The organism is Butyricicoccus sp., assembly GCF_977037065.1.
Genome location: NZ_CDRQNY010000001.1, coordinates 141,085 through 161,729 on the forward strand (window position 1 = coordinate 141,085; position 20,645 = coordinate 161,729).

The 20,645-nt window shown below is 53.8% G+C and carries 16 protein-coding genes; 12 read left to right on the top strand and 4 right to left on the bottom strand.

Features of this window, described 5'->3' with window-relative positions; translation table 11 throughout:
- Window positions 1–65: 65 nt before the first annotated feature.
- From ACWVX6_RS00710 to ACWVX6_RS00745, 8 genes are all read left to right on the top strand, one after another.
- Window positions 66–1,301 carry an ABC transporter substrate-binding protein gene (locus ACWVX6_RS00710; protein ID WP_455152069.1) on the top strand — a complete coding sequence of 412 codons (1,236 nt, stop codon included), beginning with the start codon at window positions 66–68 and terminating at the stop codon, window positions 1,299–1,301.
- A gap of 83 nt (window positions 1,302–1,384) precedes the next feature.
- A complete protein-coding gene (locus ACWVX6_RS00715; protein ID WP_117489562.1) occupies window positions 1,385–1,822 on the top strand; it encodes a hypothetical protein in 438 nt (145 codons plus the stop codon).
- 11 nt (window positions 1,823–1,833) lie between these two features.
- A complete protein-coding gene (locus ACWVX6_RS00720) occupies window positions 1,834–2,880 on the top strand; it encodes an endonuclease/exonuclease/phosphatase family protein (RefSeq protein ID WP_455152070.1) in 1,047 nt (348 codons plus the stop codon).
- 2 nt (window positions 2,881–2,882) lie between these two features.
- Window positions 2,883–3,653 carry an HAD family hydrolase gene (locus tag ACWVX6_RS00725; RefSeq protein ID WP_158557264.1) on the top strand — a complete coding sequence of 257 codons (771 nt, stop codon included), beginning with the start codon at window positions 2,883–2,885 and terminating at the stop codon, window positions 3,651–3,653.
- Between the two features lie 98 nt (window positions 3,654–3,751).
- Window positions 3,752–4,453, top strand: a complete 702-nt coding sequence (locus ACWVX6_RS00730; protein ID WP_270579483.1) for an MgtC/SapB family protein — start codon at window positions 3,752–3,754, stop codon at window positions 4,451–4,453.
- 390 nt (window positions 4,454–4,843) lie between these two features.
- Entirely contained in the window at window positions 4,844–6,493 is a 1,650-nt protein-coding gene (locus ACWVX6_RS00735) for a putative manganese-dependent inorganic diphosphatase (RefSeq protein ID WP_161274304.1), read from the top strand.
- Window positions 6,494–6,882: 389 nt separating this feature from the next.
- Window positions 6,883–7,608, top strand: coding sequence for an MgtC/SapB family protein (locus ACWVX6_RS00740; protein WP_455152071.1), 726 nt, complete (start codon window positions 6,883–6,885; stop codon window positions 7,606–7,608).
- A 15-nt stretch (window positions 7,609–7,623) separates the two neighbouring features.
- Window positions 7,624–8,316 carry an MgtC/SapB family protein gene (locus tag ACWVX6_RS00745; protein WP_455152072.1) on the top strand — a complete coding sequence of 231 codons (693 nt, stop codon included), beginning with the start codon at window positions 7,624–7,626 and terminating at the stop codon, window positions 8,314–8,316.
- 351 nt (window positions 8,317–8,667) lie between these two features.
- On the opposite strand, the gene ACWVX6_RS00750 is transcribed toward ACWVX6_RS00745, so the two are convergent.
- Window positions 8,668–9,570, bottom strand: a complete 903-nt coding sequence (locus ACWVX6_RS00750; RefSeq protein ID WP_455152073.1) for a helix-turn-helix domain-containing protein — start codon at window positions 9,568–9,570, stop codon at window positions 8,668–8,670.
- A 293-nt stretch (window positions 9,571–9,863) separates the two neighbouring features.
- On the opposite strand from ACWVX6_RS00750, the gene ACWVX6_RS00755 reads away from it, so the two are divergent.
- The 4 genes from ACWVX6_RS00755 to ACWVX6_RS00770 all read left to right on the top strand — a co-directional run bounded on the left by ACWVX6_RS00755 (window position 9,864) and on the right by ACWVX6_RS00770 (window position 15,170).
- Window positions 9,864–11,042, top strand: a complete 1,179-nt coding sequence (locus ACWVX6_RS00755) for a Gfo/Idh/MocA family protein (RefSeq protein WP_117751205.1) — start codon at window positions 9,864–9,866, stop codon at window positions 11,040–11,042.
- Window positions 11,043–11,241: 199 nt separating this feature from the next.
- Window positions 11,242–12,180 carry a sugar phosphate isomerase/epimerase family protein gene (locus ACWVX6_RS00760; RefSeq protein WP_455152074.1) on the top strand — a complete coding sequence of 313 codons (939 nt, stop codon included), beginning with the start codon at window positions 11,242–11,244 and terminating at the stop codon, window positions 12,178–12,180.
- Window positions 12,181–12,366: 186 nt separating this feature from the next.
- A complete protein-coding gene (locus ACWVX6_RS00765; RefSeq protein ID WP_455152075.1) occupies window positions 12,367–13,362 on the top strand; it encodes a sugar ABC transporter substrate-binding protein in 996 nt (331 codons plus the stop codon).
- A 155-nt stretch (window positions 13,363–13,517) separates the two neighbouring features.
- Complete coding sequence (locus tag ACWVX6_RS00770) at window positions 13,518–15,170, top strand: solute:sodium symporter family transporter (protein ID WP_118646578.1); 1,653 nt, start codon at window positions 13,518–13,520, stop codon at window positions 15,168–15,170.
- Between the two features lie 285 nt (window positions 15,171–15,455).
- Here the strand turns inward: ACWVX6_RS00770 and ACWVX6_RS00775 are convergent, their stop codons facing one another.
- From ACWVX6_RS00775 to ACWVX6_RS00785, 3 genes are all read right to left on the bottom strand, one after another.
- On the bottom strand, window positions 15,456–16,814 hold the full coding sequence (locus tag ACWVX6_RS00775; protein ID WP_455152076.1) for a diguanylate cyclase domain-containing protein: 1,359 nt from the start codon (window positions 16,812–16,814) through the stop codon (window positions 15,456–15,458).
- Between the two features lie 231 nt (window positions 16,815–17,045).
- The gene (locus tag ACWVX6_RS00780) at window positions 17,046–18,638 is read right to left on the bottom strand and encodes a response regulator (protein WP_455152077.1); all 1,593 of its coding nucleotides are present in this window, start codon (window positions 18,636–18,638) and stop codon (window positions 17,046–17,048) included.
- A complete protein-coding gene (locus tag ACWVX6_RS00785) occupies window positions 18,632–20,332 on the bottom strand; it encodes a sensor histidine kinase (RefSeq protein WP_455152078.1) in 1,701 nt (566 codons plus the stop codon). Before ACWVX6_RS00785 ends, ACWVX6_RS00780 begins: the two co-directional genes overlap by 7 nt.
- Window positions 20,333–20,645: the final 313 nt, after the last annotated feature.

Here is a 20,645-nt window from a genome sequence, read left to right on the forward strand (position 1 = left end):
GCACCATACCAGCAATGCACACTTTCACAAGAAACGAAGAGAGGAAACTGAAGGAGGAAAAACAAATGTTACAGCACAAGCGCACTTTAGCAGGTATTCTGGCAGCAACGATGATGTTTTCGCTGACCGCGTGCGGCGGAGGCGGAGCGACGACGGATCCGGGCAGCGATGCCGCGCAGGATCCGAATGAGGCAGCGGCAGCAGGCACGCTCCAGCTGAGCGAGTGGGAAGAGTCCTCCGGTATCTTCAACACGGATGAGACCGATGAGGAACTGTACGAGAAGGCGAAGGAAGAGGGCAAGGTAACCATCTATTCGATTTCCTCCCGTATCACCAAGGTCGCCAATGCCTTTATGGAGAAGTATCCCGGCGTTGAAGTAGAGCCGTTCGATATTTCCACCAACGAGCTGCTGGAAAAGGTTACCCGTGAGTATGATGCCGGTCAGCACGTTGCCGATGTGGTGCATATCAAGGATCAGGACGGTACGCTGTACAACGAGTATATTCTGCCGCGCAAGTTCTATAACTACAAGCCGGCAGATATCCTGTCGCACATTGATGAAAAGTACACCAAGACGCAGACCCCGATGTATGTCGAGCTGACGCAGCTGTTCTACAACAGTGAAGCTTATCCGGACGGTTCTCCGGTGACGAATATCTGGCAGCTGACCGAGCCGGACTGGAAGGGCCGTGTCATGATGCAGAACCCGCTGGATAATCTGGCATGGGGCTCCTGGATCACCGGTTTCTGCGTAGGCGATGTTCCGGATCAGCTGGCTGCTTCCTACAAGGAGCTGTACGGTAAAGAGCTGACGCTGTCCGACGGCTGCGAGAACGCAGGCTATGAGTTCCTCAAGCGTCTGCATGACAACGAACCCATCTTCACATCTTCTTCTGACGAGATCGCGGAAGCTGTAGGTACCAAGGGTCAGACCAATCCGCCGATCGGCTTCTGCTCTTCCTCCAAGCTGCGTAAGAATGAGGATAACAACTGGTGCCTCGCTCCGGTAAACCTCGAGCCGACCACTGGTATCCCGCAGATCAACACCCTGTATGTTGTCGGCGAGTGCGAGCATCCGAATGCTGCCAAGCTGCTGATCCGCTTCATGATGGGCGGCGCAGACGGCGATGTATCCGGCTACAAGTACTTCAATACGCTGGGCGGCTGGCCGGTACGCGATGATATCGAACCGGCTGAGGGTTCCACCCCGTACAGCGAGCTGAACGTTTCTGATTTCAACGTTACCGATATCTATGAGAACATCAACCCGGTTCGTGATTTCTGGACGCTGCTCGGCTAAGACGTAATCAAAAGAGAAAACTATACGGACGCGGCAGGCTGAAAAGCCTGCCGCGGATAGTAAAAGCGGAAGGAGCATACAGAATGGCTTTATTCGTAACCAAGGAAGGCAAGCGCAAGAGTCCGATGGCAGTTACCTGCTTTTTCGTGGATCTGCTGTTCTGTCTGGTATTCGGCGGTATGTATGCACTGCTGACCGGCGTACTGCATGACCATCTGCCTCTCGGCGGAGGCATGGCAGAGAACTGGATCCACTGCGGTCTGATCTCTGTGGTGGGTACTGCGGTCTGCTGCATCCTGTTTCTGCTGCCGGATAAGCGAATCGTGCCGTACAGCTTTGCGAGCCTGCCGGTTATCACGATCATGTGCGTGGTCGCAGCATTCCAGCTGGAGCCTGCTGCCCGGAATATGATGCTGTATGTGACCTTCCTGTATACCTTGATGCCGATCCTTGTCGGCAACGCGGTATCGTGGACGCTATATTTCAAGCTGTACAAAAAACCGATGCCGCGCCGCCTGTAAAGGGGAGCAGTATGGAAAAACTGACAAAAGAGTGCGTGCTGCAATCTGCGGCACGGTTGGAGCAGGAATCGCAGGATGCGGTGATGCGGGATATTCCTCAGTTTTTTGAGGCGGAGATCGTGACCCGGTTTGCGGGTGCGGCGCCGCAAAAGAAAGAACTGAATCCGCTGGTGTTCAACATGGAGCGGGGCATATGTCTTGCTGAAACAGTAGATTTTCTCCGGGAATGCCCGGCGCTGCGGCCGTATGACCTGATCCTGGCCAATGAGTTGGATAGCGGCTGTGCCCGGTCGGGCGAGCGGGATACTGCCGCAGAGATCGCCCGTGCGCTGGGAATGCAGTATGTGTTCGGGCTGGAGTTTGTCGAGCTGAAGGACGCTGCACACGGGTTTCACGGCAATGCAATCTTTTCGCGCTGGCCGATCCTGTGGGCAGAGGTGCTCCGTCTGCCGGAGCAGTATAACTGGTATTATGACCGACAGAAGCGCATCGGCGGCCGCAATGCGGTTTTTGCAAAGCTTGATGTGCAGGGACAGGAGGTCGGCGCGGTATCCATCCATCTGGAAAACCGGACGAGCGGCGCGGGACGCTTGCAGCAGATGAAAGCTGTACTGCAGGAGGTTGAGCGTGTATTTCCGGGGATTCCCGTTGTGCTGGGCGGCGATCTCAATACCAATACCTTTGACGGACGCGATAAGGCGGTGATTCGTCATCTGTGTGACGAGCCGGAGGAACTGGCTGCGGCGATCGAAATGATCGACCTGTATGAACCGCTTCTGCAGGACTGCACCGCAGCAGGCTATGCATGGCGGGCGGCTTCGGGCGGTGCGGACTGCACACGGCGCAAACCGCTGCCGGAGGGCGGCTGCCTGCATATGAAGCTGGATTGGTTGCTGCCGCGCGGCTTTACCGTGCACTGCAGCAGTGTGATTTCTACACTGACGGCAGACTGCGGCTTTGCTGCGCAGGACAGTGCGCTGGCCCGGTATACACAGCCGGAGCTGAGCGATCACAATGTGGTTCGTGCCTCCCTTGCACTGCCGCAGAAGGAGGAGTAAACGTGATTAACACTATATTATTTGATATGGGAGGAACGCTCGAGGATATCTGGTATAATGATCAGACGATTCACTCGGTTACCGGAGAGTTGCGGACGTTCCTCAATGAACATGATCTGGGTACAGGCTGCAATGACATTACCTTCTGGAACAAGCTGAACAGCGGTATCCGTACCTACAAACAATGGAGCGAATCCAACGAACTGGAGAAAAAACCGGAGGAAATCTGGCCGGAGTATTATATGGCGGACTTCAATCTGGACCGTGAAAAACTGCAGGAGGTAGCGGAACGGCTGGCCGGCATGTGGGAAGTGACCTATTATCACCGTGAGCTTCGTCCGAAGGTCAAGGAGACTTTGGAGGAACTGAAAAAACGCGGATATCATCTGGGCGTCATCTCCAATACGGCATCGCTTTATTCGGTGTTCGATGTGCTGGAGCAGTACGGAATCCGCGATTATTTTGAAGATGTTACCTTGTCCAGCGTGACCGGATACCGGAAACCGCATCCGTCTATTTTCCAGATCTCGCTGCGCCAGATGCAGGCGAAGCCGGAGGAATGTGCCTATGTGGGCGATACGATCTCGCGTGATATCATCGGTGCAAAGCGAATGCATTTTGGTGCCGCGATCCAGATCCAGTCGTTCCTGTCGGCGCAGAAGGATGCCGGTGTAGATGCTGCTTACCAGCCGGATCATATCATTCGGGAATTGCCGGAGCTGGTGGATTATCTGGAGGAGCGAAATCGAGCAGAGCGCTTGACGATGCAATAAGAAAAAGAACGTAACCGTAACAATCTCTCTCTCTTTTTCTGACCGTACCCTGCCATTGCAGGGTGCGGTCAAATATTTTAGACAGGAGGGAAACGAAAATGGGGAAAATTACAGTGGTGGATATCGTGCTGCGGCTGCTGGGTGCAGTGATCGTCGGGTTTGCCGTCGGCGCGCAGCGCGCACGAACCTCGCATCCGGCGGGAATCCGCACACATATTCTGGTAGCACTCGGCTCGTGTGTGGTCATGGTGACAAGCTGCATCCTGTATGAGCAGACGATCGCAGTATTTGGGACAACGCCCTCTGACCCGGCGCGACTGGGCGCACAGGTCATCAACGGCATCGGTTTTCTGGGTGCCGGTGCGATCCTGCGTGAGGGATTTACCGTTCGCGGACTGACAACAGCGGCCAGTGTCTGGGTCGTTGCCTGTCTCGGTCTGTCGGTCGGCATGGGATACTATGTGCTCACGGCGGTCGGTACGGTGATTGCCTTTGTAACACTGGTGGCGTTTGACGGGATTCAGGAGAAAATCCGCACCAGAAGCCGCTCGGAACTGGATCTGCAGATCGAATGTGACCATATGGGCGACATCATGGTGGAACTGTCGCATCTGGCAGAACGGCATTTCGCGAAGCTGCTTGATCTGTCCTTCAGCAGAACTCCGCATAACACCTATATCATCAGCTTCCGTGCAAGCTTTCCACCGAACGGATATGAGTCCGCGCAGAATGCATTCCGTCAGGAGCTGGCAGGTGTTTCTGGCATGATCCGCATGGAAAATCATAATGACCATATCTAAGGCAACACCGCATAATTAGAGCAGCGGCTTCTTGCGCAGGCTCCGGTCGCGCTGCCGCGGCTTCTTGCGTAGGCTCCGGTCGCGCTGCCGCGGTTTCTTGCGCAGGCTCCGGTCGCGCTGCCGCGGCGCTTGGCGGAAATTTTATGCCCTGACCTTGCTGTGCTTTTATGTTAATACATCAGGTATTGCTGTAAGATCACGCCTCGTCCGTGCAGAAAAATTTGCTTGCAGTATTATGCGGTATTGTCCTATTTCTTCCCGAGGGGAACAGCAGCACCCGAATCAGTGGCATGGTCGGTGCTGCTGTTTCCTTTTACCCGCAATCATACACCGTTGGGAAAACCACAGCAGTTCCCGCGGTCATTTCTCAGACAAAGGAGTCGGTACAGTATGAACCCGGTTTTTGTTATCGGACATCGTAATCCGGATACAGATTCGATCTGCTCTGCGATCTGTTATGCAGAGCTTAAGCACAGGCTGACCGGAGAACCATATATCCCCTGCCGGGCAGGCCATGTCAATACAGAAACCAAATTTGTCCTGGAGCGCTTCGGTGTAAAAGCGCCGCGTTATATCAAGTCATTTGAGCCGTGTCTGTGCGATGTGCAGTACCGCAGGATCCCCGGTATTGATGAGGAGATGTCGCTGCACCGCGCATGGAATTACATGAACGAAAACGATATCCAGACGCTGGCCGTTGTCGATGAGGACCGTCATCTTAAGGGACTGCTGACGCTGAGCGATATCGCGCGCTTCTATATGGAGGACAAGGACGCGAACGCACTGGCGGAGGCCGGCACAAGCTATCGCAATCTGGTGGATGTACTGGATGGTACGCTGATTGTCGGTGATATCGAAAAGCGGTTCGAGCAGGGCAGCGTGGTGGTTGCAGCGGCCAATCCGGATGTTCTGGAGGATTATATCGGGCCGCGTGACATGGTCATTCTCGGCAATCGCTATGAGAGTCAGCTCTGCGCCATTGAGATGAACGCGGGCTGCATTGTTATCGGGCTCGGCGCGAAAGTCTCGCGTACCATCCGCAAGCTGGCAAGTGAAAATCAGGTATCCATCATCGCAACGCCGCTGACAACATACAGCTGCGCCAAGGTGGTCAGTCAGGCTGTGCCGGTGCGCCATGTCATGCGCCGTAGGGGACTGATCACCTTTGAACCCGATGACGTGGTAGAGGATGTAAAGCGCGCAGTATCCAAAAAGCGTATGCGCTACTATCCGCTGCTGGATGAGCAGGGACGGTATATCGGAATGTTTTCTCAGCGCAATCTGCTGGATCTGGAGCGTCCGTCGGTCATTCTGGTCGATCATAACGAGCGGGATCAGGCAGCAGACGGCATTCGTTCGACCAATATCATTGAGATCATCGACCATCACCGCATTGATTCGGTTGAAACGAGCGGGCCGATCTATTTCCGCAATCAGCCGCTCGGCTGTACTGCGACCATTATCACAGGAATGTATCATGAGCATAATGTGCCGATCGAGCCGAAAATCGCGGGTCTGCTGTGCTCTGCGATCCTGTCGGATACACTGATGTTCCGTTCTCCGACCTGTACGCCGCTCGACCGCGCTGCCGCAGAGGAGCTGGCGCAGATCGCAGGTCTGGACATCAAAGAGTACGCAACGGAGATGTTCCGCTCCAGCTCGCGCCTGCGCGACCGTTCGATGGACGAGCTGTTCCATATGGATTTCAAGTACTTTCAGGTACAGAATAAAAAAATCGCCATTTCGCAGATCACGAGTGTCAGCGAGAATGAGCTGAATGGCATCCGGGATAAAATGCTGGACTATATGGAGGACTATCTCAAGACGAGCGGACTGTCCATGCAGTTTGTCATGCTGACCGATATCATCGAGGAAAAGACCGAACTGCTTTATGTCGGCCGGGGTGCAAAGAATCTGGTGCATACCGCGTTCCGCAAGGAATGCGGGGAGCATTCGGTCGTGCTGCCGGGTGTAGTCAGCCGCAAAAAGCAGATGGTAACGCCGCTGCTCAGCGCAATGGAGGAGGAAGGGACCATGTAAGGCGGAAGTGCCTTGTGCTGCGTGCAGGCGCAGTTCGTGTGATACGGAACGAATACCCCCGCCCTGCACAATCTGTGCAGAATGGGGGTATTTACGCTCTGCGGAAGGGAAAAAAACAGTTCGGAGAGGATGTATCGAAATTAAAATTTTCACAAATGCGGATATTTAGAACTTAATATATAATAATATGGAGACAATTAAATACACAAACGTTTGCGAATGTACAAATTACACAAAAATAAACAAAATACTTCTTACAATGTGAGGGATGAAACTTTGCCTGATTCGGTGTTATACTGTATATATACCAAGGAGCGCAGGGTGTAAAACGACCATCAGCGCAAACGTGTGCGTAAACGGTTTCCGCAGGAAATGAGGAGGAGCAGAACATGACAGAAACGATTGCATATCTTCGCGAATTTCACTTTGCATCGGTCGTGCTGCGGCTCGCTCTGGCTATGCTGCTCGGCGGCTGCATCGGTCTGGAGCGGGAACGAAAACGCCGTCCGGCGGGGTTCCGCACTTATATGCTGGTGTGTCTGGGCGCGGCACTGACCGTGCTGCTCAGTCTGTATGAGTATACGCTGATAACCGGCCCGTGGTCGGCGCTTGCAGCCGAGCTCGGCATGAAAACCGACGTTTCCCGTTTCGGCGCACAGGTCATCAACGGCATCGGCTTTCTCGGCGCAGGCACGATTCTGGTCACCGGCCGTCAGCAGGTCAAGGGACTGACTACCGCCGCCGGATTGTGGGCTTCGGCGTGTACCGGCCTTGCGGTTGGCGCGGGATTTTACGAGTGCGTACTGATCGCGTTTGCTATGATCTTTCTGAGCATCCGCCTGTTTCCAATCGTGGACGCATACATTCAGGAAAATGCGCGCGACATCAATCTGTATCTGGAGTTTAACTCGATGGATGATGTCAGCACGATCATCAATCAGCTGAAGGCGCAGAATGTGCAGATCTATGACATCGACATCGAGCGCAACCGGAGCGGTGAGCAGCTGCATCCAAGCTCGATCTTTTCAATCCGTCTGAATGAAAAAATACCGCATACGCAGCTGCTGTCCGAACTGGCCGGGCTGGATTGCCTGTGCGTGATCGAAGAGCTGTAACGGGAGGAAGACAATATGTTATCTGTTTTTGACGGTCTGCGCAGCGTTACCACACTCTCTGTGTTTGTGCGTCTCGCCTGTGCATTTATCTGCGGCGGCATTATCGGCATCGAGCGCTCGTACAAGCGTCGTCCGGCAGGCTTCCGCACCCATATCCTCATCTGCATCGGTGCAGCGATCACCACGCTGACCAGTCAGTATCTGTATCTGAGTATGCATTATTTCACTGATATGGCGCGTCTGGGCGCGCAGGTTGTTGCGGGCATCGGCTTTATCGGCGCCGGTACGATCATCGTCACCAAGCGGCAGAATGTGAAGGGCCTGACAACAGCGGCCGGACTGTGGACCTCGGCTATCATCGGTCTGGCGTTCGGCGGCGGCTTTTATGAGGGCGGCATTCTGGCCACCTGCTTTATCATGCTGGCAGAGCAGGTGTTCTCGCGGCTGGAGTACCGTGTGCTGGAGCACGTTCCCGAGATCAATGTGTATATGGAATACGAGGATAAAACGTGTCTGGACGATGTGCTCCAACTCTACCGCGGCTGCAATGTCAAGGTGTTGAATATCCAGATTACCCGTGCGGCGGAAAACGGGGAGCACAACGCCTGCGCCATCTTCACACTGCGCCTGCCGCGCAGCTGTACGGTAAACCGTTTGATGACACTGGTCGGCAAGCGTAAAGGCATCGTGTCGGTCGAGGAATTGTAAAACAGAACAAATCTATTGCATTTCATCCTTTCAGGCAACACCGCATAATGAGACAAAAGGCGACTTGCGAGCAGGTTTTGCGTGCTGACGAGGCTTGGTTCTGCGGTAATACTTGAGGTATTACCATGGAAGCGCAGCAAAGTCAGGGCGCAGAATTTCAGCAAAGCGTCGCAGCAGCGCGACCGGAGCCTGCGCAAGAAGCTGTGGTTCTCATTATGCGGTGTTGTCTTAACAGGCCGTGAGCCGCTTAACGCGCACTGGCGCGCGAATTGTATAAATTGCAGGAATATGACATTTTGACAGACTGAGACGCACATCTTGCGATGTGCGTTTTTTTGCGTATTTGCACGGTTACAGCTCCGGCACATCTGTATCTATGAACGGTACATCGGTTTTGCATACCGCATCAATCGCTTTGGACATATGCTGGATACGGTACTGCCGCGGTGACGTACCGACCTTCTTAACGAACAGGTTGATCAGACTGCCGCTGGTCGAGTAGCCGACCTCCTCGGCGATTTCCGCAATCGGCTTCTGCGTGCGCACAAGCAGGACTTTTGCACGCTCAATACGCGAGTTGATTACATAATCGGCAGGGGAGAAGCCGGTGCGGCGCTTGAACATATGCGCGAAATAGGATGCGCTCAGGCACACGGTAGACGCCAGCTCCTCCACAGAAATCAGCTGACCGATATGTGAGCGAATGTACTGGATGGCCTGCTCGACCGGCGTATCTGCTGACTGCTCGGCGGCACTCGGCGAGAGCAGCAGGTCAAACATGCGGTAGATGCGTGCCGAGCGCTGCATGTCGGTCTCTACACCGTTTTCATCGTAAAAGCGCACCATGTCGTACAGCAGATTGCCGATCAGCGTGTTGTTATCGCGGCGGATGAGCCAGCCGTGCCGGTCGGTGATGCGGCGGCACAGCTCACGCGCGTTCGAGCCTTCAAAGTGCATGTAAACGAACTCCAGCCCGTCCTCGGCGTGGTAGTAGTGCGGCTCAATGCAGTCGAGCAGCAGTATGTCACCGGCCTCGGCGACATTGAACTCACCGCGGTACTCCACACGGAAGCGTCCCTTGCGGATGTAGGCGATGAGCAGCGGCGGATAACTGTCGCGCTTCATAAAATAGTTGGCGGTGCAGTAGTAGTGACCGCACCATGTCGGGTAGAACAGCAGCTCTCTCGCGGTCTGCGACGGCGTAAACGGAAAACAAACCGACTCACTTCGGATGCCGGGATCAACACTTTGCATAGACTCTTCTCCTTCCTTATTTTGCATTCATAGAATCTATGAACGAAATAGCAGGATTGATGAACTGGTTTTCTGTGTTTTTTCACAGAAAGCAGGATTGATGAACTTTGCAGCAGAAACGCTTATTGAATATATCCATAAAATATTTTATACTTAGGCCAGAAGTTAGGAAATGGATACAATAAACGAAGATAAATCGAATTTGTTGTATGTATTTCACAAAACATCAAAATTAGCAGTACAAAAACAGAATCAAACACTTTTTTGCAAATCAAAGAAAGAAGGAAAACATTATGTTTATCGGTGAAAAGAAAATTGCTCGTCCGTTCCGTTGGGGTATCGTAGGCGGCGGCCGCACTTCCGGCGTTGGCTACAAGCATCGTCTGGGTGCTATGCGAGACAACACCTCGTTCGTACTCAAGGCTGCAGCGTTCGACCTGGACTTCGCCCGCTGCGTAGACTTCGGCAAGAACCTGAACATGGATGAGGAACGCCTCTATCCGGATTACAAGACCATGTTCGCTGAGGAAGCAAAGCGCGAGGACGGCATCGAGGCTGTTGACATCGCAACCCCGAACTTCCAGCACTTTGAGGTCTGCAAGGCAGCTCTGGAAGCCGGCCTGCATGTAATCTGCGAGAAGCCGCTGTTCTTCAAGGTTGAGGAAGGCGAGGAGATCAAGAAGCTGGCTGAGGAAAAGGGCAAGATTGTTTGCGTAACCTACGGCTTCTCCGGTTTCGACCTGCTGAGCCAGATGCGTTCCATGGTCCTGAACGGTGACATCGGTGAGGTTACCATGGTAGACCTCCGCTACGCACACGGCTTCGCTTGCGACCCGACCGGCGACAAGCAGGCTGAGGGTCAGAAGTGGCGTGTTGATCCGGCAAAGTCCGGCCCGTCCTTCGTACTTGGCGACCTGTCCACCCATACCTTCTACATGTCCGAGCTGATCTGCCCGCAGCTGAAGCTGAAGCAGCTGCTGTGCGATCGCCAGAGCTTCATTAAGTCCCGCGCACCGCTGGAGGACAATGCTTACGTCCTGATGCGTTATGAGAACGGCGCAGTTGGCCGTATGTGGGCATCCGCAGTTAACGCAGGTGACATGAGCAGCCAGCACATCCGCATTGTCGGCACCAAGGCTTCCCTCGAGTGGAACGACATGCATCCGGATGAGCTGTACTACGAAGTACAGGGTCAGCCGCGTCAGACTCTGGTTCGTGCAATGGATTACCTGAATCCGGAAGCTCTCGAGTACGAGCGCCTGGGTGCTCTGCACTACACCGGTCTGATCGAGTCCTGGAGCAACCTGTATACCCGTTTTGCTATCGCAATGGATGCAAAGAACCGCGGCGACGAGGAGACCCTCAAGAATCTGGTTTACCCGGATCTGGAGCACGGCATCGACGGCATCCGCTGGGTAACCAAGTGCGTAGAGTCCGCTGACAAGGGCGGCGTATGGGTAGATTTCAAGTAATTCTCCCAATTTCCATCTAAACTAAGACACTCTCTCATTTCTTTTCTCTGTACCGCTGCCTTCCGTAAGGCAGGCAGCGGCAACCTTTTAAGGTGCTTAAAAATTCCCTCCTATATAACATACTCTTGAAATTCTCTCTCTAAAAATCGCTCCAACGATTTCTACTACAACAAAAAAGAAGAAAAGTGAGGTTTTTTATATGAAACTCGCAATTTGCACTGACGTATTCGCTGATCTGTCCTACACGGACATGCTTGACAAGGTAAAGTCCCTCGGTATCGACGCGGTCGAGATGACCGCCGGCGGCTGGGGCGCCCGCAAGCACTGCAACACTGCAGAGCTGCTCGCAGACGCCGGCAAGCGCAAGGAATTCATGGGTGAACTCGAGAAGCGCGGCATGCGCATCTCCGCTCTGAACACATCCTGCAACCCGCTTTGGCCGAGCAAGACCGGTGAGGAATACAAGAAGTCCATGTACGACTGCGCTACGCTCGCAGGTCTGCTGGGCGTTAAGAAGATCGTTGCCATGGCAGGTCTGCCGGCCGGCAGCGAAACCGACACCACCCCGAACTGGATCACCTCTACCGTTTCTTGGCCGGACTTCATGGCTCCGGCTTACGAGTACCAGTGGAAAGTAACCATCGAGTTCTGGAACGAGTTCATCGCGCACTGCAAGAAGTGCGGCATCGAGCACATCGCAATCGAGGAATTCCCGGGCACGATGGTCTGGTCTGCTTCGACCCTGCTCAAGCTGCGCGAAGCGACCGACCCGATGCTCGGCATTAACCTCGACCCGTCGCACATGATGGTTCTGGGCGCCGACCCGATCGCGGCTGCTCGCGCTCTCAAGGGCTGCATCTTCCACGTTCACGGCAAGGATGCCCGCATCGAGCGCGGTCTGGCTGACACCGACGGTCTGCTCGAGCCTCACCCTGTTACCGAGTCCGCTGACCGCGTTTGGAACTATGTTGCAGTCGGCTGCGGCAAGGACCTGCAGTGGTGGAAGGAATTTTTCTCGGTTTGCCACATGATGGGCTACGACGGTGACGTTTCCCTCGAGATGGAGGACCTGACTATGACCGTTGATGCAGGCGTCAACACCTCTATCGACGCACTGCGCCAGACCATCAGCCAGTAATTGGTGCGGTATCACCGAACAATTGCTCTTGTCGAATTGTCCGGTGATACCGTAAAAGAAAAAGATTTTTCATTAAGTCCACAGCATTTTCGCAATTCCAGCACCACCCCCATAGAGAAGAAAGAAAATCAATATGAGAAGAAGAGAAAGGGCAGTGTTTGAACTATGAAAAAGAAGCTTTTAGCAATGACGTTAGTAAGTGCTCTGTGTGCCGGCATGCTGGCAGGCTGCGGCGGCGGTTCGTCCGCATCGACTGACAGTACGGGCGACAGCGGCTCTACTGCTTCCGGTGATGCCTACAACGTAACCGTTATCGTAAAGCATACGGACGGTCACTTCAACAAGGTTATTGCCGGTGCGCGCGCTTACGGCAGCGAGCACGACAATGTAAACGTCGAAATCCAGTCTCCGACCTCGGCTACCTCGTATGATGAGCAGGTAAACATGATCGAGACCGCACTCGGTAACCCAGGCATTGACGCCGTTGTTATCGCTCCGCAGCAGTCCACCTCTACCGCAACGCTGGTAGATACCGCGACCAAGCCGGTCGTGGCACTCGATACCGACTTCACCTCGGACAAGAAGGCATGCTTCGTTGGCACCGGCAACGAGGACGCAGCGCTGAACGGCGGCAAGGCGGTTGCTGAGGCCTGCAAGGCACTCGGCAAGGACAAGCCGACGGCGGTTATCATCGCAGGCGTACAGGGCGACGAGACCCATGAAGCACGTCTGCGCGGCTACCGCGATGCGATTGAAGCCGCAGGCGGTCAGGTGCTCGAAGTGCAGTACACCGACACCATGCCGGACAAGGCAGCAGCTGCGATGGAGGCGGTTATCCAGAAGTACCCGGACGGCGTAGACGCAGTTCTGTCCATCGCGGATGACATGGCGCTTGCAGCTGCAAAGGTTATCAAGGATTCCGGCAACACCAATTACGCAGATACCGTTCTGTGCGGTTTTGACGGCAACCAGTCTGCCATTGAGGCTGTTATGGATGGCTCTCTGACCATCGACATCGCTCAGATGGGCTACGACATGGGCTACAAGGCTGTTGAAGCAGCAGTTACCGTACTTGAGGGCGGCTCGGTTGAATCCTTCATCGACTCCGGCTCCAAGGTTATCGACTCCTCCAATATCGACGAGTACGTCTCCGACATGAAGTCCAAGGGCCTGTGGGAGTAATTCAAACACACATTTGACAGCATAAACAGTTTATAGACAGGGCGGACGCAGAGTTCGACACATGCGTCCGCCCTAACTATACACATTTTTGAGAATTAAATTACAAATATGGGAAATTGAAGCGGTTGAGGGACCGCGTGAAAGAGGGGATTCCAATGGTTTGGACTATGGCGACGTTTATCGGTTTCACGATACTTGTTGCAGTTATTTCGTATGTAAAAACAAAGGGCGATGACCAGAGCACCGCAGACGGCTATTTTCTGGCCGGACGCGGACTGCCGGGCTTTGTTATCGCAGGTTCGCTGCTGCTGACCAACCTGTCGGCAGAGCAGCTGGTCGGCACAAACGGCCAGACTTGGAGCGTTGGCATGAGCCCGATGGCGTTCGAGATCGTAGCGGCTCCGTGCTGTATCGTGCTGGCGCTGTTTGCGGCGCCGCGTTATCTGAAAAGCGGCATTACCACCATTCCGGAGCTGATCGGTCTGCGCTATGACCGCAGCACGAAGCTGTGGTTCTCCATCGCGTATATTCTGCTGTACATTGTCGTACAGATTCCGGTTATCCTGTACTCCGGTTCGCTGGTATTTGAAAATATCTTCAACGTATCCGGTATTCTGGGCGTAACCAAGTTCCAGGCCGTTATCATTCTGTGTATCATCATCAGTGTCATCGGCTCGATTTACGCCATCTTCGGCGGACTGAAAGCTGTTGCCGTATCGGATACCGTAAACGGCATCGGCCTGCTGATCGGCGGCTTCATGATCCCGTTCTTCGCACTGAGCGTGCTCGGCAAAACGGCAGGTGGTGACGGTCTGTCGGTTATCGACGGTATGCGTTTCCTGATCGAAAACCATTCGGATATGCTCAACTCTATCGCTCCGGCGGATTCTCTGCCGCCTGCGGTTCCGTGGCCGACCGTATTTACCGGTCTGTTCTTCCTCGGCCTGCAGTCCTGGTGTACGCACCAGTCGTTTATTCAGCGTGTACTTGCTGCAAAGAACCTCAAGGAAGCACAGAAGGGCGCACTCTACTGCGCGTTTCTGAAAATTATTGGTTTTATGTACCTTGCGCTGCCGGGCGTTATCGCGTATGCGCTGTTTGAGCTGCAGGGCGATCAGGTATCCATGATGGACGAAGCGTACCCGCAGCTGGTTTCGCAGGTTGTTCCGGCTCCGCTGATGGGCTTCTTCGCAGCCGTCATGCTCGGCGCGATCCTGTCCTCGTTCAACTCGGTGCTGAACTCGGTAGATACCATGTTCACCATGGACATTTACAAGGAATTCATCGACAAGGACGCTTCCGAGGAAAAACTGGTTAAGATCGGCAAGAATGTCGGCATCATCTTCGCGGTGCTGACCACCATCGTTGGTCCGCTGATCTACTTCTTCCCGGCAGGCTTGAAAACCTTCCTGGATTCTCTCGTAATGCTGATTGCACTGCCGGTGCTGACGGCCGTATTCGGCGGCTTCTTCTTCAAGCACCTGCCGAAATACAGCGCAAAGGTCATTTTGGCGCTGCATGTGGTCTGCTACGGCTCGTTCCTGCTGTTCCTCAACAGCAAGTTCCATTATCTGTATGCTGTATTCGTTCTGCTGCCGGTTGAGCTGCTGATTATGTTCATTTTCAATCAGCGAAACAAGACAAAGCATCCGGAGGCATGGGTACAGAAGGACATCGGCGCTGTCGATCTTACTCCGTGGAAATATCGCTGGGTCGCTACCGCACTGATTCTCATTTGTGTTGCAGCGGTTTACCTTGCGTTCTCTCCGCTCGGCATCGGTACCTGGAGTTATACACAGCCTTTCTAAAATCGAAAGTAAAACGGAGTGCGTTTGCACTCCGTTTTAGTCTGTCAAAAAGCAGTATTTCGACTCTTGTACTTCGTGCGGCAGCACGCATAAAATAGAATTTGCGGAGCAAATTCATAAATTCCGAGATACAAAAGGGAAGAAAAATGTGCCTGCAAGGCGCGGCTTTTCTTCGAAATTCGATCGAAAGGGTTGTTTCAATCGAGAGGCTGCTCGGAAAACGTTAGTGTTTCGACAGACACAAAAGCCCGCACAGTTGCTTTACGCTGTGCGGGCTTTTGCAATTTACTTTTCAGTCGAATCCTCCATCACGAAGCACGCTCGGCCGTTCGCCTTGGCCTGATAGAGCACGCGGTCGGTTTCGGTGAGCAGGTGCTTGATCTCCTGCGGGAAAACAAAGCGGTACGCGCCGATGCTGCAACTGACCGTGACCTGTTCGAGAATACCGGAAATATCGCGCAGGAACTGCGTCAACAGATGTTCCAGTTGGTCCTGCGACAGATCTATATCGAGCATTACGGCAAACTCGTCACCGCCGATACGGCCGACAGAGCCGCAGAAACGAAAGGTGTTCTGCAGATGCTCGGCGAACTGCTTGAGGACCTCATCACCGACAGAATGGCCGTATTTGTCGTTGATGTGCTTGAAATAATCCAGATCACAGACCAGAAACCAGCCAGCTGTTCCGGCGTGGGACTTCTGGCTGCGGAGACAGGTGTGCAGGAACAGCTTGCGGCCCATAATGCCGGTCAGGAAGTCCAGCTCGCCGGTGTACTCACGAAATTTCATGTAGCGGTAGACCATCAGGATGAGGATGAGCAGAATGAAGTTGAGCGCCAGCATGGAAGTCAAAAACTGCACCTGCAGGTGGAGAATATCCCGATGGATGTCCTGTGTGACATCTATGCCGTGCTGCCCGAGCATGTAGTACATACGGCTGGAGAAGTAGACGGTCGAGAGGACCGCCATACAGAAGATAAACGTACTTACGGCCCCCAGCACGAAACCAATCTTCGGAGACCAGTACGGGGTGTTTTCGTATTCATTGACCGCTTTTTTATAGGTCTGGATAAAGGAACTGTGATACAGCTTGTCAATCGCCAGAACGACCGCAACACAGAACAGCAGGATGATGAGGTCGCTTTTTTCAAACATAAAGATTGATGAAAAATTGAAACCGAGAGAGGGGAAGAACAACCCCATCGCAGTATAAACCAAAAGCGCGTGCAGCTTAGGTGCCGCGATCGTGATGAGCAGCTTGCACAGATTCTTTCGTTTGCTTTTGCGTGCCAGCTGAAACAGACAGCCGAGCAGAAAACCGAACAGCACACGCGTGCCGACACTCAGCAGTATGCTTCCAATGGGAAAATCACTCCGAAACGGAGAAAAGACCGCATCTGCAGGCATGACATAGGTCGCGGAAGCCTTATACAGACTGCCAAGACCGAACAGCAGTCCCGCGAGGGAAGCCTCGGCCGGGCCAAACAGGCAGGCGGTAATGATGATAGGGATATACGCCGTGGTAATGGAAATCGGCGGAATGTGCACATATCCTAAAAATGTAAAGGACATAATGACTTCCGCTGCCAGCAAAAGGCTGAATATGTAGTGCTCAAATTTGTGTGTTTCCCAGGTTGTATTCATTTTCCGGATTACCTTTATATAGGCAGTACCGCGACGGATCCGGCTGTGGAATTTGCTCGCAGATCACGCTTGTTCGATCATGCGGTATTGCCATGAATTTTGCTGATAATTAAATATATTATACAGTAAAGGTGCGGAAAATGCAACCGATTGCTTGCGCAGACAATTTTGAGAATTGCGGAAAAGGTTCTGATGGGATGCGTGCCGGAGCGGTTTTCGCTTCTTTACCGTTTATACGGATGATTCGTTCTGCACGCTGTGACGGTAATCCTTCGGCTTGAGACCGGTGATCTTCTTAAATATGCGTGAGAAATACACGGGATCGTTAATGCCGACCCGCTCGGCAACTTCATAGCTTTTGAGCGCCGTAGTGCGCAGCAGATTTTTTGCAGCTTCGATGCGCACGTTCTGCAGATAAGTTGTCAGCGTTGTGCCGGTCTCGCGCTTAAACAGGCGCGAGAGGTAGCTTGAGCTGAGATAGAACTGCTGGGCAAGCTGGTCGAGCGAAAGCTGCTCACCGTAGTGTGCGCTGATATAAGCCTGTACCGAGGAAACGATATGGTCTGCGCTGGCGGCGCTGCTCTGCGCCATGTCCTGCGTTTGCTGCACGAGTGCGCGGGTGCAGGATTCCATCTCGGCGATGGAGTTGGTCTCCATAATGCGCTTGAGCGAGGAAATGCTGCCGCCCTCGAGCGAATGTCTGGCCATTCCGGGAAACTGCAGCTCCATGCCGAACTGGTGAATATATACGCAGATATTGCGCACGGTATCCGGCGGCAGCTTGCTGCTGTCCGCATAGGCGAAAATGCAGTCGAGCAGCTGCTCTGTGTCGGCGGGATTACGCAGCTCCATCGCAGATTTAAGGGCAGAGAGCATTTCAAAGATTTCGTCGGTCAGCTGCTGCGGGAACGAGCTGAGCTCAGCGAAGTGCGTCACCGGATGGTCGGGCGTGAAGACGGTGAAGCGCACCGCCTGTGCGGCTTCATCGGCGGCGTCGGCAAGACAGATGGGATTGTCATTGCAGTTGGAAATACCGATAAACAGCAGAAAATGTGCCAGACTGCCGACAATATTCACCGCTTCCCTGCATAATGCGGTAATGGGCGCTTCCCCGGCGGCACAGATGACCACAAAGCAGTCCTGCGTGCCGCGGGCAATGTAGTAATGCGGGTAGGAGGATAGACAGTCGGACAGAATCTCCTGCGACTGGTTGAGATACTCGCTGTATTCTTCATCGGTCAACGTTTCCTCGGACAGCGAGGTAATATGCAGCTTGAGTACAAAATAGCTGCGCAGGTCCATTTTCAGCTGAGCCAGGCGGTTGAGCACATACAGCTGCGAGCATGCAACACGGTGGATGAGGTCATGCAGCAGCATGCTCTGCTGCAGCTCCATGTTGCGCGCCGAGGTCGTGGAGAGCTTCTCCTGCAGGTCCTGACTGCTGCGGTCTTCCGCTATGGCGGCCTTGGCTTTTTCGATGGCGTTGGTCAGGTTTTCTACCGTCATCGGCTTGAGTACAAAATCCACCACATGATACTGGATGGCACGCTGCGCGTAGGCAAAATCCGGATAGCCGGTCAAAATGATGACTTTGATGCCGGGATAGTCGCGGGCGATGATCTCGGCAAGCTCAAGACCGTCCATTCCGGGCATGCGGATATCGCTGATAACGATATTCGGCTGAATGACCGGAATCTGCTCGAGCGCCATCATGCCGTCGTCTGCCTGTGCGGCAATCTCACAGCCGAGGTCGCCCCAGTGGATGCAGTGTACCAGACCCTTGCGGATGGCGGATTCATTGTCAACGATCATAACTTTCAGCATAGGTCTTTCTCCTTTTCGGGCGGTGCGGTGATGATGGGGAGCGTCAGCACGATGCTCGTGCCGTGTCCGGGTTCGGATTTGATCGACATGCCGTAGGGCTCGCCGTACAGCAGCTGAAAACGGCGCTCGATGTTGTGCAGCGCAACATGTGTGTGGTGCTTGTCGTCGCTGCCGGGCTGGGGGATGGCGGACGGGTCAAAGCCTACGCCGTCATCGTACACGCGGATGTACACGGCGTCCTCCTCCTCCCAGATGCTGACGCGCACCCAGCCGCCGTGACGCTTGGGTTCGAGTCCGTGTACGATGCTGTTTTCTACCAGCGGCTGAATGGTCAGCTTAGGCAGGTAGCAGCCGAGCAGCTTGTCGTCCTCCACATCGACGGTATACTGCAGCTTTTCCTCAAAGCGTTCCTTTTGCAGGGCAAGATAGTATTTTACCGAATCCAGCTCCTCCTGCAGGGTGATAATCTGCTTGCCATGGTTGACAACGCTTGCCCGCAGCAGCTGCGCCAGATTCTGCACCGTGGTGCAGATGGCCGGCTGACCGGCTACCATGCAGCGGACATTGATCAGCTCGAGAATATTAAAGATGAAGTGCGGCTGAATCTGGCTCTCCAGCTGATGAATCTCTGCGTCGCGCAGCAGCAGACCGCGCTGATAGACCTCCTGAAACAGGGTGTCCAGCCGGTCGGCCATGTCGTTGAAGGCATGCGAGATAGCGGTCGTTTCGGTGTATGGCGTTTCATCCATGCGCACGGAAAAATCACCGCTGCCGATACTGCCGATGGTGTGTAGCATCTGCCGCAGAGGACGCAGCAGCAGGATGAGACAGGTGGCGGCCAGCAGCAGGGCCAGGATCAGGATGGCAGCACAGACGAGAAAATACACACGCGTACTCTGGCGCACACCGGCGAGAATTTCGGCGTTTGGAATATAGATATCCACGCGCTCACGGCTTTTTCGGAGTGAGCTGGCCGCATGATACCACTTGTTCATATCCTCGTTCTCGCGGAACAGGTCGGTCTGCAGAGAGCCGATGCGTTCGCCCTGAGCGCCGCTGAAAATGACGACAGTGGAAGGGTAAAGCTGGTTCAGCGACAGTGTGGAGAGCAGCTTGTCGATGTTCAGCTCGACAATGATTTTGCCAAGCGGCTGCATGGTGTTGAGGTCAACAAAATCGACGATCATATATGCGTATCCAATGATGGTGTAGTGCGTGTACAGCGTGCGTGCGGAGTTGCAGTCCTCGTGCGTCTGGTACATCTGCTGGACGCGCCACGAGGTATTCAAATAGTAGTTGCCGCCGTAGACCGGCACATATTGGTCGTTTTTGATCAGGTAGATGGCGCTGACCATATCGGGGTTGAGCGAATCGCCGAGCGAGAATGCGCGGCTGAAATTCTGCTCCAGCTGGAGAATCTGGATCTGGGTGAGCGGTTTGCTGCTGCTCATCATCTGCTGGGCGGCACTGTCTGAGGTCAGGTAGTACACACCATCCCGCAGGGTCTCCATCATGCGGTCGGTGCGGTCGGTGAATTCGTTCAGATACATGGAAACCGTCTCACTGGCGGTATGCTGCAGCTGACCGGATACGGTATGGATAAAATAGATGCCGGCGGTGACAACAGGTGCGAATACCAGAACACATATCATCACAACGACCAGCCCGATAAGAGAGATCTTGCGTTTTGCCATACAATACACCTCACGGGAGATTCTGCGAATCATACAAGGGCAGCACCATACAATGGAGCTGCGGAGTTACCCTAAATATACCACAATTCGACCGCTTTGTGTACCATCCGGAGGGGGAGAAGCGACATTAGAAAAAAATATCCTGTTTTGGCGCAAAATAATCCTATGTTTTCAAAGAGGAGTGCAGAGCGTGTGAACGAAAAGCAAAATCGTCATATGTTTTGACCGGTTTACTGCATTGAGGGCAGACTGTTCCTCGGGTATAATAAATACAACAAAACACAGAGCGGTATTTGAATGAGACAAATGCCGT

Bases quoted from the DNA above. Each gene is read 5' to 3' on its own strand.
- ACWVX6_RS00760 (WP_455152074.1), top strand. From the start codon at position 11,242: ATGAAACTCGCAATTTGCACTGACGTATTCGCTGATCTGTCCTACACG.
- ACWVX6_RS00780 (WP_455152077.1), bottom strand. From the start codon at position 18,638: ATGCTGAAAGTTATGATCGTTGACAATGAATCCGCCATCCGCAAGGGT.
- ACWVX6_RS00785 (WP_455152078.1), bottom strand. From the start codon at position 20,332: ATGGCAAAACGCAAGATCTCTCTTATCGGGCTGGTCGTTGTGATGATA.
- ACWVX6_RS00765 (WP_455152075.1), top strand. From the start codon at position 12,367: ATGACGTTAGTAAGTGCTCTGTGTGCCGGCATGCTGGCAGGCTGCGGC.
- ACWVX6_RS00730 (WP_270579483.1), top strand. From the start codon at position 3,752: ATGGGGAAAATTACAGTGGTGGATATCGTGCTGCGGCTGCTGGGTGCA.
- ACWVX6_RS00740 (WP_455152071.1), top strand. From the start codon at position 6,883: ATGACAGAAACGATTGCATATCTTCGCGAATTTCACTTTGCATCGGTC.
- ACWVX6_RS00775 (WP_455152076.1), bottom strand. From the start codon at position 16,814: ATGAATACAACCTGGGAAACACACAAATTTGAGCACTACATATTCAGC.
- ACWVX6_RS00710 (WP_455152069.1), top strand. From the start codon at position 66: ATGTTACAGCACAAGCGCACTTTAGCAGGTATTCTGGCAGCAACGATG.
- ACWVX6_RS00755 (WP_117751205.1), top strand. From the start codon at position 9,864: ATGTTTATCGGTGAAAAGAAAATTGCTCGTCCGTTCCGTTGGGGTATC.
- ACWVX6_RS00720 (WP_455152070.1), top strand. From the start codon at position 1,834: ATGGAAAAACTGACAAAAGAGTGCGTGCTGCAATCTGCGGCACGGTTG.
- ACWVX6_RS00735 (WP_161274304.1), top strand. From the start codon at position 4,844: ATGAACCCGGTTTTTGTTATCGGACATCGTAATCCGGATACAGATTCG.
- ACWVX6_RS00715 (WP_117489562.1), top strand. From the start codon at position 1,385: ATGGCTTTATTCGTAACCAAGGAAGGCAAGCGCAAGAGTCCGATGGCA.
- ACWVX6_RS00750 (WP_455152073.1), bottom strand. From the start codon at position 9,570: ATGCAAAGTGTTGATCCCGGCATCCGAAGTGAGTCGGTTTGTTTTCCG.
- ACWVX6_RS00745 (WP_455152072.1), top strand. From the start codon at position 7,624: ATGTTATCTGTTTTTGACGGTCTGCGCAGCGTTACCACACTCTCTGTG.
- ACWVX6_RS00770 (WP_118646578.1), top strand. From the start codon at position 13,518: ATGGTTTGGACTATGGCGACGTTTATCGGTTTCACGATACTTGTTGCA.